This is a genomic window from Natronomonas sp. EA1 (assembly GCF_051195035.1).
Classification (GTDB): domain Archaea; phylum Halobacteriota; class Halobacteria; order Halobacteriales; family Haloarculaceae; genus JBNTJV01.
The window spans coordinates 572,864-586,821 of the sequence record NZ_JBNTJV010000003.1; the positions used below are offsets into that span (position 1 = coordinate 572,864).

Consider the following 13,958-nt stretch of genomic DNA (forward strand, 5'->3'; position numbering starts at 1 on the left):
CGTAGGGATTCGGCTTCCGAAAGGAGTATGCGACCGTGTGCAAGATTTGCGATATGGACCCACGAATCCGTGAGCACGCGGCGGTCATCGTCGACCACTCCGTCGGCCTCGACGCGGGAGACAACGTCGTCATCGACGCCCACCCGGTGAGCGAGGACCTCGTCGCCGCGCTCCACGAGAAGATCGCCGACGTGGGGGCGAACCCCCTCGTCATCCAGCAGCGACTCGGGAAGCGCTTCCGGCGCGCATATCTCAGAAATCACGACGGGGAGTTCGAGGTCCCGGAACACGAACGGGCGCTGTTCGAGGCGATGGACGTCTACATCGCCATCCGCGCGGACGCCAACGTCTCGGAGGAGTCGGACATCGACGGCGACGTCCAGACCGCCTACAGCCAGGCCCGCCAGCCCCTCCTCGAAGAGCGACTCGGGAAGACCTGGTGTCTGACGCAGTACCCCGCCGCCGCGAACGCCCAGCTCGCGGAGCTGTCCACGGAGGCCTACGAGAACTTCGTCTACGACGCCGTCCTCAAGGACTGGGACGCGGTGCGCGACCACCAGCAGCAGATGTGCGACATCATGAACGGCGCGGCGGAGGTCCGCATCGTCTCCGGGGAGACGACAGACGTCACCATGAGCGTGGAGGGGAACGAGACCCTGAATGATTACGGCGAGAACAACCTTCCTGGTGGCGAGGTGTTCACCGCACCCGTTCCCGACAGCGTGGAGGGCGAGGTCTACTTCGACAAGCCGGTCTACCAGCGCGGGCAGGAGATCACCGGTGCCCGCCTCGTCTTCGAGGACGGGGAGGCCGTCGAGTGGAGCGCCGAGAAGAACGAGGACGTGCTCGACGACATCCTCACGACCGACGAGGGCGCGCGCCGGCTGGGCGAGCTCGGCATCGGGATGAACCGCGACATCGACCGCTTCACCTACAACATGCTGTTCGACGAGAAGATGGGCGACACCGTCCACATGGCCGTGGGCCGCGCCTACACCGAGTGCGTCGGCGAGGGGAACGAGCAGAACCACTCCGCCGTCCACGTGGACATGATCGTCGACATGAGCGAGGACTCGTTCATCGAGGTCGACGGTGAGATCGTCCAGCGCAACGGCACCTTCCGGTTCGAAGACGGATTTAGTGAGGAGTAGCGACGGAACGCGACGGCTCGTTTTTTCCGGTGGAGAGGCCGCGAGAGCGAGAACGAGGACACAGCATCTACGGCACCACGGCGAGCGCCGCGCGTGCGGGGTGTGACGGCTCCACTCGTCGGGCAGAGGTGGGCGCGTCAGAATGCGTGGCTCGGAGATGAGCCGTCGTGACCGCAAGAGCACGACCGGCGGACCCTGTCGGGTCCCCAGTCATCGGATATGGTGTGGCAGAGCACCATGGTAGCTTCTCAGGATGGAACTCGGTCACGCCCTGGCCGACCACCTCCGTCCACGCGGGGAACTGACCGACCCGTCGAGTGCGAGCACACCACCACACGAGGGGCCACACTCGGACCGCGTCGGCGTTCGGACATCGTTCACGTGCATTACAACCGAATCATCCACGAATATAGTAATAAACTTTGTGTTCAACCATGTTTTAGGACACTAGGCAGTACAATCACTACCCAATTTCAGCCATTTTGAATCGCATTTCAAATTATATTCGAGATAATCGAGATACCATCTGATTCCGGTGCCAGAGGACGATTTCGACTGGCCGCTCATCCAGAAACCCGGGGCCACGGGTCGGGTGTTCACCTGTTCAGTCGGGGAATCGAAACGAGCACGATGGGAGTGAGCAGAGCCGGAGGCTCTGCGAACTACGCGAGAGCTCCGCTCTCGCGGGATTCTCGTGAACGAACACCGTGAGTGAACGAGAACCCGTCGCGCCAGCGACGGGGATTTGAACCTCCGTCGGAGCAGAGCTCCGACGTGGTTCAAACCCACGGTGCTCGCTTCTGCGACTCACGGCGCGAGCGCGGCGAAGCCGCGGCTCGCGCGTTAGCTCGTCGCAGAAAGCGAGCACGATGGGATTTGAACCCACGACCAACGGATTAGAAGTCCGTCGCTCTGTCCAAACTGAGCTACGTGCCCTCGCTGGGTCGTATTCGCGTCGAGGATAAAAGCGGTGAGGATTCTCAGCCGTGGAAGCGATACAGGGAGGTGACGTAGGGGAGCCTGTTGAACAGCCAGAAGGCGAATGGCAGGCCGATGATCGTGACCGCGAGGAACGCGGCGACGTTCGCCCAGATGAAGGAGAGCCACCAGCCGACGAACAGGAAGTAGACGGCTCTGACGAGGAGCGAGCGCTGGCCTTTCGCCCCGTCGGGGTCGGAGAGCGACCGCGGCTCCGCGAGCGAGAGCGCGGTGGGGACGAGGTTGACGAGTTTGATGCCGATGGGGATGCCGATGACGGTGACGTTCAGGAGCCACGCGACGTTGATGAGGACGGGCGTGAGCCACCAGCCGACGAAGAGAAACCAGAGCGCGCGGGTGAGCAGTGAGCGGGCCATACGCCCCCCTACGTGGGGAGGGGTGAAAAGCCCGAGTGGATGGGTGAAAAGCCCGAGTCACAGCGCTTATGCGCCGTTCGGGGCTAGGTCGGGCGAATGCGAGTCATCGGAACCGTCGGGATGCCGGGCAGCGGGAAGGGTGAGGCCGCGAGGCTCGCCCGCGAGCGCGGCATCCCCGTCATCACGATGGGGGACGTCATCCGGCAGGAGTGCCGGGACCGGGGGTTAGACCCCGCGGAGCACCACGGCGAGATCGCGCAGGCGCTGAGAGACGAGGACGGGCCGCTGGCCATCGCGAAGCGGAGCCTCCCGCTCATCCGCGAGGCCGTAGAGGAACACGACACGGTGCTCGTCGACGGCCTGCGATCTGACGACGAGGTGGAGTGCTTCGAGGAGGCGTTCGGCGAGGAGTTCACGCTCGTCGCCATCACCGCGCCGTTCGAGGTGCGCGCGGAGCGCATCGACGCGCGGGGGCGGGACAACACCGCCGCGGAGACGCTCCGGGAGCGGGACGACCGCGAACTCGGCTTCGGGATGGGGCGGGCCATCGAGGCGGCCGATGTCGAGATCGAAAACACGGAGAGCCTGGCGGCGTTCCGGCAGCGCATCACGGAGGTGCTCGAATGATCTACCGCGCGAACATCGAGGTCACGGCGCCGGTGAAGGACACGGAGGTCACCGACCGGGTGAGAGACGCCATCGAGAACCTCTTCCCCGAGATCGAGTTGACCCACCAGCACGGCGAGCTCCGGGGGACGACCCACTCGATGGCGGGCTTCTCGGAGAAGCTCCACGAGCAGGCCATCCTCGACACGGCGCGGGGGGCGTTCTTCGGCGGGCAGGAGGGGAACCGGTTCTCCTTCGATCTGAAGAAGCAGGCGGCGTTCAAGGGGATCGTCAACTTCGCCGTCGGCGAGCCGAGCGAGCTGGGCGAGATCCACGTCAACATCACCGTGGAGAGCCCGGACCCCGAGTCGTTCGTGGACAGCGTCGCGCCTCCGACGGAGGACGGCCGGCCCGTCGAACCCGAGGACTAAAAGCCCGAGACGAACACCGCGAGCCACTCGCTTCTGTCGCGTCGGTCGCTCACCCGAACCTCGGTGACCCACTTCACCCACTGGAAGCCACGCCTGTCGGGGACGACGAGCCGAATCGGGAAGCCGTGGCCGTGCGAGAGCCGCTCGCCGTCGACGTGGGTGGCGAGCAGGCTCTCGCGTGCCTCCGCGATGGGGAACGACCAGCGGTAGCCCGTCACCGACCGGAACTGGACCCACTTGCCCTTGGCGTCCGCCATGTCGAGCAGGTCACCCACGCGGACGCCCTGCCAGTCGTGCTCGGAGTACCAGCCGCTCGTGCAGTCGAGCAGGGCGGATTTGGTCGTCTCGGGCGTGAGGTCGCCGTACGTGAGTTCGAGTGGCTCGGGACCACCGGTGACGGTGAGCGTCCACTCGCTCGCCCGGATGGGGCCGGGGTCGTCCGCGACCCACGAGGTGATGGGGAAGCGGTTGCCCGCGCGGGAGCCGCGTTCGCGCGAGCCGGTGAACCGTCGCCGCGCGCCGACGGTGTCGAGGGCGTCGTTCACCGCGCCCTGGACGCGCCAGGCGGCCATGCCGGCCCCGAGGAGGAGGCCGAAGGAGAGCGCCTCTCTGCGGTCCGCGAAGTCGGCGCGGCGCGGGAGGTGGAACCGGGTGCGGAGGTGGATGACGAGGAATGGCACGACGAGCAGGCCGAGGCCGATGTGGAGGTTGAGGAGGCCCCACGGTCCAATGCTCAAGGAAGCGCCGAACACCCACGCGAGACCCGAGAGGAGCGCCCCACCCGCGACGATGGCGAGGAGGACGCTCACGCGGGAGCGGATCCGGTCGCGAACGCGCCAGAGTTTGGCGGCGAGCAGGCCCACGAGGACGACACCCGCGACCGCGTGGACGGTGAACACCCACGCGTCGCTCGGGTGGCCGGAGACCAGACTCGTCACGCCGGTGGCGAGGAGGACGACGAGGCCCGCGAGGAGGCCCCCATCGACGAGCCGCGGGGGGAGCATGTGTGACAGTAGGGGAGCGAGGGCCTTGTACCCCTTCGCTCAAGACCCCCCGGCTCATCTTACTCCCCAATGCTCGTACCACTCTCCGTCGCGGACCTCATGAGCACGACGGTCCGGACGGTCACGCCGACCGCGACGGTCCGGGAGGCTGCCGCGCAGTTCCGCGAAGCCAACGTCGGGAGCCTCGTCGTCGTCGACGACGGTCCCGTCGGCATCATCACCGAGGCGGATATCGTCCGGCTCGTCGCCGAGGGGGCCGCGCTCGACGACACCACCGTCGGGGACGTGATGACGACCGAGCTCGTCACCGTCGGGCCGGAGGCCACGCTCGCTCACGCCGCCGAACTCCTCACGACACACGACATCCGTCGACTGCCGGTCGTCGACGACGACGGGCTGGTCGGCATCCTCACGAGTTCGGACCTCGCGACCTACCTCCCGCACCTCTCCGAGCGCGAGCGGGAGCGGGGGGAGCGCGAGCGCGCGAGCCCCGAGATGGACGACGCCGACTGGGAGTTCGAACACGAGGGCGAGGACGTGCTCAGCGTGGGCGACGTGTTCCGGTTCCGCAAGACGGTCTCGCTCGAGGACGTGCGGGCGTTCGCGCAGGCGTCGGGAGACACGAACCGTCTCCACCTCGACAGCGAGTTCGCGACGAACACCAGGTTCGGCGGCCCCATCGTCCACGGCATCCTCACCACGGGGCTCATCTCCGCGGCGCTCGCGCGGCTGCCGGGGCTCACCATCTATCTCGCGCAGGACCTCCGCTTCCTGGGGCCGATCCGGGCGGGCCAGCGCGTCACCGCGGTCTGTGAGGTCACGGAGGCGCTCGGCGGGGGGAAGTACGAGGTCGCGACCGCGGTGTACAACGAGGCCGGCGAGCGCGTCATCGACGGGGAGGCCGTCGTGCTGATGGACGAACTGCCGGCGGGTGAGACGTCCGCGGTGACGACGGCGGAGTAGCCCTTACTCCGGGGTCTCCGCCTGCTTCTCGATGAGCGTCGTAATCTGCCGGGTGCAGAAGGGGTCGAACGTACGCGGCGCACGGTCGCTCGTGAACTGCTCTTCCGTCTCGCTCGCCCACGGGTCCGTCTTCGGGGTCGTGGGGCGCGCGCCGGCACGGGGTCGCTCGTCGGTTGTGGGGTCGGGTGTCGTCTCGGGAGCGGTCTCGGGGGCTGTACGGGGCTTGGTGAGTGTCTGCTGCATTCTGGTTGGGATGAGGCGTTCGGACGCGGTACTGGTCGGGGGAGAATTAGCGAAGTGCGCGTACCACGTGCGTCATGTACCCCATCCTATTGCATAGACTGTAATGAACCTTCGTGTTACTACATGGTTTGTCATCTCCCGGGCGTGATACCGTGAGACACGCCGGACACCCAGTGGGCGTTCACAGTGGGCCGTAGAGCAGCAGCACCACCGCGAGCGCGATGAAGACGACCTTCAGTCCCGTGTTCACGGCGACCACCTTCGAGCCGAACTCCGCGCCCCAGATGCCGTACTGGAACGGGATGGAGCGTTTGAACGTCGAGACGGTGAATGAGACGATCCCCCCGACGAGCATCGTCGCGACGGCCTGTCTGGGGGTGAACGTCTCCCCGATGAGCGGCGCGATGACGAGCGCCCCGTTCGTCGTGTCGAGCGCGTAGACGGCGATGACGGGCACCGCGGCGACGGGGAGCCCCACCAGCTCGGCGAGGGGGTCCGCGGCCGCGGTGATAGAGGAGAGGTCGTAGTACGTCGTGAGCAGGGTGATGGCGGTGTAGATGACGAGGAGCCGCGGGAGGATCTCCTTCGTCTTCGCGAGCCCGGAGTCGAGCGCCTCGCGGAGCTTCTCCCCCCGCGTGCGCTCGTCGCCCGCCCCGCCGTCGGCCTCGAGCGAGGGAGCCCGCTCGGGCGAGACGTTCGCCTCCGAGAGCAGCAGCGCGCCGGCGAGGATGCCGACCACGGTGATGGCCAGCGCGATGAGCGCCCGCGCGCCGACGTACATGAGTCCCACCTCGAGCCCGAGAATCGGGATGAGCACGGGTGCGTAGAACGTGAAGATGTGCTGGGCGAACCCGAAGAACGTGTTGATGGTGACCGCGACGAGTGTCGCTCTGTCGTCGAGCATCCCCGACTCACGGAACTCCGCGAGCATCCCGTACCCCGCCGTCGTCGAGGCCGTCGTGGTGAGGATGGCCGTCCCCACCTCCTCCGGGAGGTTCGCCGGCCGCGTCAGATACCGCGAGAGCCCCGCGATGTACTGGACGAGGCCGAACGCGACGAGGGCGTTCGCCAGCGTCACCCCGACCGCGATGAAGAACGCGATCTTCGCCACCCGCGGCAGGATGCCGAGCAGTACCGAGACGAGGTCCGCTTCCATTCGCTTCCGGATTGGGGTTCGAGCACCTAAGCCGTGTCTCTCCCCGAGTGGATGGCTCACCGAAAATATCTAAAAAATTTGTAATAGTATGATAGTATATACTACTGGAGAAGAACGAACAGCGTAGAGAACACAATTATGGCCATTAGAGGCGTTAAGCGCCCTGGAAAATGCGTATCATCGTACTCACAGAGAGAGGCAGGTCCCAGAAGAAGATACGCACAATAGTTGTTCTGATGGCAGTAGAGACGCTTCAAAGATGGCTAAGAGCCCAGTATCCGACGAGCCGAGATAGTATTTACTATCTGAATAGTTTCTATAACGGTATTTTTTCTGAAGTGTTAAACCGGTGGCTCAGCACCGACGCCCGGACAGCGGCCACCCCATCGCGGGAGCGCGAGACGCTCAGACGGGTCACGTGTGACAGCCCGAGCGCCGGACGAGGGGTCTGACCGGAACGATTACACGATACCATTACACAACTACTGTTGTAACGTTCGTCGCCTGCTGGCGGTACCGTCAGGGAGTTCGCTCAGAGAGAACAGGAAACGGAATCGAACGGCGAGGAAGGTGAACCAGGGCAGACGTAGAGACGGTGAAGCGGGAAAGAAACGGCCCGGAGCCCCGGATAGCCACACAGGAAAGTAAATTTCCTGTGGGCGAACTACGCGTGGGCGAGGTTCAACTCGAGTTCGTTCACGACGCTCTTGATGAGGTTGGGGATCTCGGTGGTGAACCGGTCACCCTCGAGCCGGTGAGAGGGGCCGGCGACCGCGAACGCACCGAGGACGCGCTCGTCGGGGGCGGTGATGGGGACGGCGACGGCGCGGAGCCCCTTCGTCGACTCGCCGTGGTTGTAGGAGAAGCCGCGCTCGCGGATGGCCTCGAGTTCCTCGAACAGCTCGGCCTCGTCGGTGATGGTGGCGTCCGTCGCGGCGGGGAGGCCGTTCCGGTCGATGACGGCGCGGACGTACGGCTCCGGGAGCTTGGAGAGCATCGCCTTCCCCGCGGCCGTCTGGTGGACGAAGAAGCGCTTGCCCACGCGGCCCTTCGTGAACACTCCCCGACGACCCGTCTCGCGGAAGCAGACGACGCCGCGTCCGTGTTCCTCGACGGCGAACTGCGCGGTCTCGTCGGTCTCGACGGCGAGCTCGCGGAGCTTCTCGCGGATGAGATGCGCCCCCTCGATGCGCCCGCGGACGTGGGCTCCGAGGTCGAGGAAACGGAGCCCGAGTTCGTAGGATTCGTCGCGTTTGACGACGAGGTCCTCCCGGTGGAGCGTGGCGAGGTGTTTGTGGACCGTGCTCTTCGAGAGCCCGGTCGCGCTCGCGAGGTCCGTGATTCGCGCACCGTCCCGCGCCTGGATTTCGGTGACGATGGCGAGAGTGCGTTCGAGGCTCTGGATGCCCGTGGCGTCCGGGGCGGGCAGGGCAGCCGGGAACTCCGCGTCGGTCATAGACGCGCTTGTGACTCGGCGACAAAAAGTGTTCGCTCTGGAGAAACGGCTACTCGTCGCCCCAGTCGCCGCTCATGCCGACGCGCTCGCCGTCCTCCCAGAGGTAAAAGCCCTCACCGGACTTCTTGCCCAGGTTGCCCGCGCGGACCTTCCGCCGGAGGAGCTGTGGCGGCTTGAACCGCTCGCCCAGCTCCTCACGGAGGTGCTCCGCGATGTGGAGTCGCACGTCGAGCCCCACGTGGTCGCCGAGTTCGATGGGGCCCATCGGGTGGCCGTAGCCGAGTTCCATCCCGGCGTCGATGTCCGCGGGCGAGGCGACCCCCTCCTCGACCATCCGGATGGCCTCGAGCCCCGCCGCGAGCCCCAGCCGCGAGGTGGCGAATCCCGCGGTGTCGCGCACCACCACGTCCTCCTTGTCGATGGAGTGGACGTACTCGACCGCGCGCGCCTCGGTCTCCTCCGAAGTCTGCTCCGCGATGACCACCTCGACGAGGTCCATGATGTGCGGCGGATTGAAGAAGTGCAGCCCGACGACGCGCTCGGGGTGCTCGAGCACGCTTCCCATCTCCGTGACGGACATCGAGGAGGTGTTCGAGGCGATGAGCGCATCGGTGGGGGCGTGTTCCTCCACCTCCTCGAACACCGACTTCTTGAGGTCCATATCCTCGGGGACGGCCTCGACGACGAGCGCTGCATCCGCGACGGCCTCGGCGAGGTCCGTCGTCCCCGTGACGCGCACGAGCGTCGCGTCGCGCTCCTCCTCGGTGACCTTCCCGCGGTCGACGCCACCCTGGAGGTTCGACTCGATCCCCTCGAGACCCTTCTCGACGAACTCCCGTTCGATGTCGCGGAGGACGACCTCGTGGCCGGCCATCGCCGACACCTGTGCGATTCCGTGGCCCATACTGCCTGCTCCAAGGACTGCGACCTTCATGTGGGGGCCGTCGCGCCTGTCCGTGATAAACGCTCTCTTGCTCGTTTCGAGACTCGTTTTCTGGATGGTACTGGAACGCACTCGGTTGCTATTAGACCGCAGTAACAGCATTCGAGACGACTTCGAAAGCCCCGACGTGCTGTTCAACCGCAGAAAACGGATCCGCCAACAACGGGTAGAAAGTCCCACCCCGCAGTAGCTAGCCGACCAGCCGACCTGCGGTGGCCTGCCGAACAGCCGACCTCGGGTGGGACTGAAAGGGGCCGTGCGCTCGCGCCGAAAGGGGAGTCGCCTGCGCGAGCCCTATCGCGTGCGCGGATATCTCGCGCAGCGACCGCGAGCGCTCGGGGGCTTTCTATCTGTTCGTGGCGGACCCGGTCACTTCGAAGCACGCACAGACAGTTCAGATGACTTCAGGTGCGTCAACACCGACACAGAAGCAAAAAGAGGCGTGCGAAACGGGTACGAACACGCAGAGTCACCAAATCGGGGCGACCGAATGATTGATGGGTGGATAGTCGAATCGAATGTATATGCTCGATTATGTGGGTCTCGAGGGAGACCTCTCCGAGGAGGAGCGGATGGTCCGCGACACGGCGCGGGAGTTCGTCGAGAAGGAGATCAAACCGGATATCGGCCAGCACTGGATCGACGGGACGTTCCCGAAAGACATCATCACGAAGCTGGGCGAGCTGGGCTTCTACGCCCCGAACCTGGAGGGGTACGGCCTCCCCGGCGTCTCGGAGAAGGCGTACGGCCTCCTGATGCAGGAGCTCGAAGCCGGCGACTCCGGCCTGCGCTCGATGGCGTCCGTCCAGGGCGCGCTCGTGATGTACCCGCTCCACGCCTTCGGCAGCGAGGAGCAGAAGGAGAAGTGGCTCCCGGACCTCGGGATGGGCGAGGCCGTCGGCTGTTTCGGCCTCACCGAGCCGAACCACGGGTCGGACCCCTCCTCGATGGAGACGTACGCCGAGAAGGACGGCGACGAGTACGTCCTCAACGGGAACAAGACGTGGATCACGAATTCCCCCATCGCGGACGTGGCCATCGTCTGGGGCCGTGACCGCTCGGACGACGAGACCCCCGTGCGCGGGTTCGTCGTCCCCACCGAGACGGACGGCGTGACGACGAACAAGATCGACGAGAAGCTCTCGCTGCGCGCGTCCATCACGGGCGAGATCTCGCTCAACAACGCCCGCATCCCCGAGGAGAACGTCCTCCCCGGCGTGCGCGGCATGAAGGGTCCGCTCTCCTGTCTGACGCAGGCCCGCTACGGCATCGCCTGGGGTGCCATCGGCGCGGCCCGCGACTGCTTCGAGACGGCCCGGGAGTACGCCACGGACCGCGAGCAGTTCGGCGGCCCCATCGCGCGCTTCCAGCTGCAGCAGCAGAAGCTCGCGGAGATGGCGACCCAGATCACGCTCGCCCAGCTCTTGGCCCACCGGCTCGCGGACCTCAAGGAGCGCGGCGAGATGACCCCGCAGCACGTCTCGATGGCGAAGCGCAACAACGTCCGGATGGCGCGCGACCAGTCGCGCATCGCCCGTGAGATGCTCGGCGGGAACGGCATCGTCGCGGACTACTCCCCGATGCGTCACATGGCGAACCTCGAGACCGTCTACACGTACGAGGGGACCCACGACATCCACACGCTCGTCCTCGGGCAGGACCTCACCGGCATCGCCGCGTTCGAATGACGGACCGGACCCCCGTCGTCGTGGCCGCCGCGCGCACCCCGCAGGGGAAGGCGGGCGGCGTCTTCGCCGACACGCGACCCGAGGAGCTCTCGATTCCCGTCGTGAACGAGCTGCTCTCTCGTGCGGGCATCGAGGGCCCCGTCGTCGACGACCTCATGTGGGGCTGTGCGAAGCAGGTCGGCGAGCAGGGGAACAACCTCGCGCGGATCATCGCCCTGCTCTCCGAGCTCGGCGAGACCGTCCCCGGCACGACCATCGACCGGCTGTGTGCCTCCTCGGCGCAGTCCATCATGTCCGCCGCGGCCGCCATCGAGGCCGGGAACCGCGATGTCGTCATCGCCGGCGGCGTCGAGAGCATGAGTCGCGTCGAGCGCGACACCACCACCTTCGACATCCCCGGCATGACCGAGCGATACGACGTGGAGGACCTCCAGATGGGGATGACCGCGGAGGCGGTCGCGGAGCGCCACGACGTCTCCCGCGAGGCCCAGGACGCGTACGGCGCGCGCTCCCAGCAGCGCGCGGTTGCGGCGACCGAAGAGGGCCGCTTCGACGACGAGATCGTCCCCATCGACACGGGCGAGGAGGTCGTCACCACCGACGAGGGGCTCCGCCCCGGCACCACCGCGGAGAAGCTGGCGAACCTCCCGCCCGCGTTCACGGAGGGTGGCACCGTCCACGCCGGCAACGCCTCCCAGCTCTCCGATGGCGCGGCGGGCCTGCTCATCACCTCCCGCGCGTTCGCGGAGGACAATTCCCTTCCAATCCTCGCGGAAATCGGGAGCAACAACGTCGCGGGCGTCGACCCGCACGTCATGGGCATCGGTCCCATCCCGGCCGTGGAGGGGCTGCTCCAGCGCACGGGCCGAAGCATCGACGACTACGACCTCGTCGAGCTGAACGAGGCCTTTGCGAGCCAGACGCTCTACTGCCAGCGCGAACTCGGCATCGACGAGGAGGTCATGAACGTCAACGGCGGCGCCATCGCCATCGGCCACCCGCTCGGCTGCTCCGGCGCGCGCCTCCCCGTGACCCTCATCCACGAGATGAACAAGCGCGGCGCTGAGGCCGGCCTCTCCACCCAGTGCGTCGGCTACGGCCAGGGCGGAGCCATCGAGTTCTTCCTTCCCTGAGTTCGCCCGCGTTCCTTCGTTTTCGCACACACCTGCTTTCCGAGAGCCGCGACTGTGGAACAGCCGCCGAGAGACGACCGTCGAACATCCACCAAGGGACGACTGCCCAACAGCCACCAAGGGACGACTGCCCAACAGCCACCAAGGGACGACTGCCCAACAGCCGGCAGGGTGGGACTGAAAGGGGCCGGGGGCTCGCGCCGGAGGGGAGTCGCCTGCGCGGGCCCTATCGCGTGCGCGGATATCCCGCGCAGCGACCGCGAGCGCTCGGGGGCTTTCTATCCGTTCACAGCGGTCGCAGTCGCTCGATAACAAGCAGGGGCTTTCGAGGTGTTGTTCACTGCTGTCACTGCGGTGCGGTCAGAGCAAGCAGTCTCGACGAGAAACGAAGGGGGGAGAAAGAATCGAGGGAGAACCGAATTACGAGAAACTCAGAACAGCCGGTCGGCGATGATGTTCTTCTGGATCTCCGAGGTGCCCTCGTAGATCTTCGTGATGCGGGCGTCGCGGTAGAAGCGCTCGGCGGGGTGGTCCGACACGTAGCCGGCACCACCGTGGACCTGGATGGACTCGTCGGCCACGTCGACGGCGTTCTCGGAGGCGAAGAGCTTCGCCATGGAGGCGAGGCGGACGGCCTCGTCGTCCTTGCCCTGCTGGACCTTCGAGGCGGCGCGGTAGGTGAGCGAGCGGGCGGCCTCGACCTGCGTGGCCATGTCGGCGAGCTTGTGCTGGATGCCCTGGAACTCGCTGATCTTCTGGTCGAACTGCTCGCGCTCGCTGGCGTAGTCGAGCGCGCAGTCGAGCGCGCCCTGGGCGGCGCCGACGGCCTGGGAGGCGACGCCGGTGCGGCCGGAGGCGAAGAAGTCCATGAGCTGGTAAAAGCCCTTGTCGACCTCGCCGATGACGTTCTCCTCGGGGATGCGGACGTCGTCGATGACGATCTCCGCGAGGTCCGAGGCGCGGATACCGAGCTTGTTCGAGATCTTCTCGGGCTTCCAGCCGTCCTGGTCCGTGGGGACGAGGAAGGCCGTGATGCCCCGGTGGCCCTCGTCGGGGGAGGTCTTGGCCATGACGACGGCGACCTCGGCGATGGTGCCGTTCGTGATCCACATCTTGTTGCCGTTGAGGACCCATTCGTTACCATCTTTCTCGGCGGTGGTCTCGATGCCGGCGACGTTCGAGCCGTGTGCGGGCTCGGAGATACAGGAACAGGAGGCGATCTCCCCGTTCGCGATCTTGGGGAGCCACTCCTCTTTCATCCACTCGTCACCGTACTCGATGAGCATCTGGGAGCCGAAGCCGGCCGACCCCACCGCGGAGCCGATACCGGGGTCCGCGCGCCAGAGCTCCTCGGTGACGATGACTCGTTCGAGGAGGTCCATCCCGGCCCCACCGTACTCGATGGGGATGTGGGGGGCGACGAAGTCGAGTTCGGCCGCCTTCTTCCGAATCGAGAGGGGGTACTTCCCCTCCTCGTCGTGCTCGCGGGCGACGGGTCGCATCTCGTTTTCACCGAAGTCACGCACGGCCTCGCGGATAGCACGCTGTTCGGCAGAGAGGCTGAATGCCATGTACGCTACTGTGGCTCACGTTGTTAAGGTTCTACCGGTCCCGGGAACCATTGTAAACCCGTTTTCTAATAATTCAATACAGCGTTCAGCCCCGAGCCCGGAGTTCCCGGAGCGTATCGCCGGTATCGCGCCGGGACCAGGGGTCCGGGTGAATCGGATGGTTCCCCACCGAGACCGGGGGAAACTGGACGTTCTATTAATTACTCACATAAGCGTGGCGGGGAAATTTCGAGCACAAACGATCAATACTCGAAAGGG

The 13,958-nt window shown here is 66.0% G+C and carries 13 protein-coding genes and 1 tRNA gene; 6 read left to right on the plus strand and 8 right to left on the minus strand.

What is annotated here, in order from left to right; all coding sequences use genetic code 11:
* Positions 1-53 precede the first annotated feature (53 nt).
* Entirely contained in the window at positions 54-1,151 is a 1,098-nt protein-coding gene (locus ACQUQR_RS12650) for an aminopeptidase (protein ID WP_435196849.1), read from the plus strand.
* An 861-nt stretch (positions 1,152-2,012) separates the two neighbouring features.
* Here the strand turns inward: ACQUQR_RS12650 and ACQUQR_RS12655 are convergent.
* Positions 2,013-2,087, minus strand: a tRNA-Arg gene (locus ACQUQR_RS12655).
* A 44-nt stretch (positions 2,088-2,131) separates the two neighbouring features.
* Positions 2,132-2,506, minus strand: a complete 375-nt coding sequence (locus tag ACQUQR_RS12660) for a YccF domain-containing protein (RefSeq protein WP_435196850.1) — start codon at positions 2,504-2,506, stop codon at positions 2,132-2,134.
* Positions 2,507-2,602: 96 nt separating this feature from the next.
* On the opposite strand from ACQUQR_RS12660, the gene ACQUQR_RS12665 reads away from it, so the two are divergent.
* Together ACQUQR_RS12665 and ACQUQR_RS12670 are read left to right on the plus strand one after the other, a co-directional pair.
* Positions 2,603-3,133 (plus strand): AAA family ATPase, encoded by a 531-nt coding sequence (locus tag ACQUQR_RS12665; protein WP_435196851.1) that lies wholly within the window; start codon positions 2,603-2,605, stop codon positions 3,131-3,133.
* Positions 3,130-3,543: an RNA-binding domain-containing protein gene (locus ACQUQR_RS12670; protein WP_435196852.1), complete on the plus strand. Its 414-nt coding sequence runs from the start codon at positions 3,130-3,132 to the stop codon at positions 3,541-3,543. The genes ACQUQR_RS12665 and ACQUQR_RS12670 overlap by 4 nt, the downstream gene beginning before the upstream one ends.
* Here ACQUQR_RS12670 and ACQUQR_RS12675 read toward each other — a convergent pair.
* Complete coding sequence (locus ACQUQR_RS12675; protein ID WP_435196853.1) at positions 3,540-4,547, minus strand: molybdopterin-dependent oxidoreductase; 1,008 nt, start codon at positions 4,545-4,547, stop codon at positions 3,540-3,542. The genes ACQUQR_RS12670 and ACQUQR_RS12675 overlap by 4 nt on opposite strands.
* Before the next feature lie 69 nt (positions 4,548-4,616).
* Between ACQUQR_RS12675 and ACQUQR_RS12680 the strand changes: the two genes are divergently transcribed.
* Complete coding sequence (locus ACQUQR_RS12680) at positions 4,617-5,510, plus strand: CBS domain-containing protein (protein WP_435196854.1); 894 nt, start codon at positions 4,617-4,619, stop codon at positions 5,508-5,510.
* A 3-nt stretch (positions 5,511-5,513) separates the two neighbouring features.
* Here ACQUQR_RS12680 and ACQUQR_RS12685 read toward each other — a convergent pair whose 3' ends face one another.
* The 4 genes from ACQUQR_RS12685 to ACQUQR_RS12700 all read right to left on the minus strand — a co-directional run bounded on the left by ACQUQR_RS12685 (position 5,514) and on the right by ACQUQR_RS12700 (position 9,299).
* Positions 5,514-5,753 (minus strand): hypothetical protein, encoded by a 240-nt coding sequence (locus ACQUQR_RS12685; RefSeq protein WP_435196855.1) that lies wholly within the window; start codon positions 5,751-5,753, stop codon positions 5,514-5,516.
* Positions 5,754-5,934: 181 nt separating this feature from the next.
* The gene (locus ACQUQR_RS12690; protein ID WP_435196856.1) at positions 5,935-6,909 is read right to left on the minus strand and encodes a nucleoside recognition protein; all 975 of its coding nucleotides are present in this window, start codon (positions 6,907-6,909) and stop codon (positions 5,935-5,937) included.
* 664 nt (positions 6,910-7,573) lie between these two features.
* The gene (locus ACQUQR_RS12695; RefSeq protein WP_435196857.1) at positions 7,574-8,365 is read right to left on the minus strand and encodes an IclR family transcriptional regulator; all 792 of its coding nucleotides are present in this window, start codon (positions 8,363-8,365) and stop codon (positions 7,574-7,576) included.
* 49 nt (positions 8,366-8,414) lie between these two features.
* Positions 8,415-9,299, minus strand: coding sequence for a 3-hydroxyacyl-CoA dehydrogenase family protein (locus tag ACQUQR_RS12700; protein ID WP_435196858.1), 885 nt, complete (start codon positions 9,297-9,299; stop codon positions 8,415-8,417).
* Between the two features lie 533 nt (positions 9,300-9,832).
* On the opposite strand from ACQUQR_RS12700, the gene ACQUQR_RS12705 reads away from it, so the two are divergent.
* Positions 9,833-10,996: an acyl-CoA dehydrogenase family protein gene (locus ACQUQR_RS12705; protein ID WP_435196859.1), complete on the plus strand. Its 1,164-nt coding sequence runs from the start codon at positions 9,833-9,835 to the stop codon at positions 10,994-10,996.
* Positions 10,993-12,129, plus strand: a complete 1,137-nt coding sequence (locus tag ACQUQR_RS12710) for a thiolase family protein (RefSeq protein WP_435196861.1) — start codon at positions 10,993-10,995, stop codon at positions 12,127-12,129. Before ACQUQR_RS12705 ends, ACQUQR_RS12710 begins: the two co-directional genes overlap by 4 nt.
* Before the next feature lie 431 nt (positions 12,130-12,560).
* On the opposite strand, the gene ACQUQR_RS12715 is transcribed toward ACQUQR_RS12710, so the two are convergent.
* Complete coding sequence (locus ACQUQR_RS12715) at positions 12,561-13,700, minus strand: acyl-CoA dehydrogenase family protein (RefSeq protein WP_435196862.1); 1,140 nt, start codon at positions 13,698-13,700, stop codon at positions 12,561-12,563.
* Positions 13,701-13,958: the final 258 nt, after the last annotated feature.

Excerpts from the sequence above, each read along its gene's own strand:
- ACQUQR_RS12675 (WP_435196853.1), bottom strand. The coding sequence starts at position 4,547 with ATGCTCCCCCCGCGGCTCGTCGATGGGGGCCTCCTCGCGGGCCTCGTC.
- ACQUQR_RS12695 (WP_435196857.1), bottom strand. The coding sequence starts at position 8,365 with ATGACCGACGCGGAGTTCCCGGCTGCCCTGCCCGCCCCGGACGCCACG.
- ACQUQR_RS12700 (WP_435196858.1), bottom strand. The coding sequence starts at position 9,299 with ATGAAGGTCGCAGTCCTTGGAGCAGGCAGTATGGGCCACGGAATCGCA.
- ACQUQR_RS12710 (WP_435196861.1), top strand. The coding sequence starts at position 10,993 with ATGACGGACCGGACCCCCGTCGTCGTGGCCGCCGCGCGCACCCCGCAG.
- ACQUQR_RS12680 (WP_435196854.1), top strand. The coding sequence starts at position 4,617 with ATGCTCGTACCACTCTCCGTCGCGGACCTCATGAGCACGACGGTCCGG.
- ACQUQR_RS12690 (WP_435196856.1), bottom strand. The coding sequence starts at position 6,909 with ATGGAAGCGGACCTCGTCTCGGTACTGCTCGGCATCCTGCCGCGGGTG.
- ACQUQR_RS12685 (WP_435196855.1), bottom strand. The coding sequence starts at position 5,753 with ATGCAGCAGACACTCACCAAGCCCCGTACAGCCCCCGAGACCGCTCCC.
- ACQUQR_RS12665 (WP_435196851.1), top strand. The coding sequence starts at position 2,603 with ATGCGAGTCATCGGAACCGTCGGGATGCCGGGCAGCGGGAAGGGTGAG.
- ACQUQR_RS12650 (WP_435196849.1), top strand. The coding sequence starts at position 54 with ATGGACCCACGAATCCGTGAGCACGCGGCGGTCATCGTCGACCACTCC.
- ACQUQR_RS12715 (WP_435196862.1), bottom strand. The coding sequence starts at position 13,700 with ATGGCATTCAGCCTCTCTGCCGAACAGCGTGCTATCCGCGAGGCCGTG.
- ACQUQR_RS12660 (WP_435196850.1), bottom strand. The coding sequence starts at position 2,506 with ATGGCCCGCTCACTGCTCACCCGCGCGCTCTGGTTTCTCTTCGTCGGC.
- ACQUQR_RS12705 (WP_435196859.1), top strand. The coding sequence starts at position 9,833 with ATGCTCGATTATGTGGGTCTCGAGGGAGACCTCTCCGAGGAGGAGCGG.
- ACQUQR_RS12670 (WP_435196852.1), top strand. The coding sequence starts at position 3,130 with ATGATCTACCGCGCGAACATCGAGGTCACGGCGCCGGTGAAGGACACG.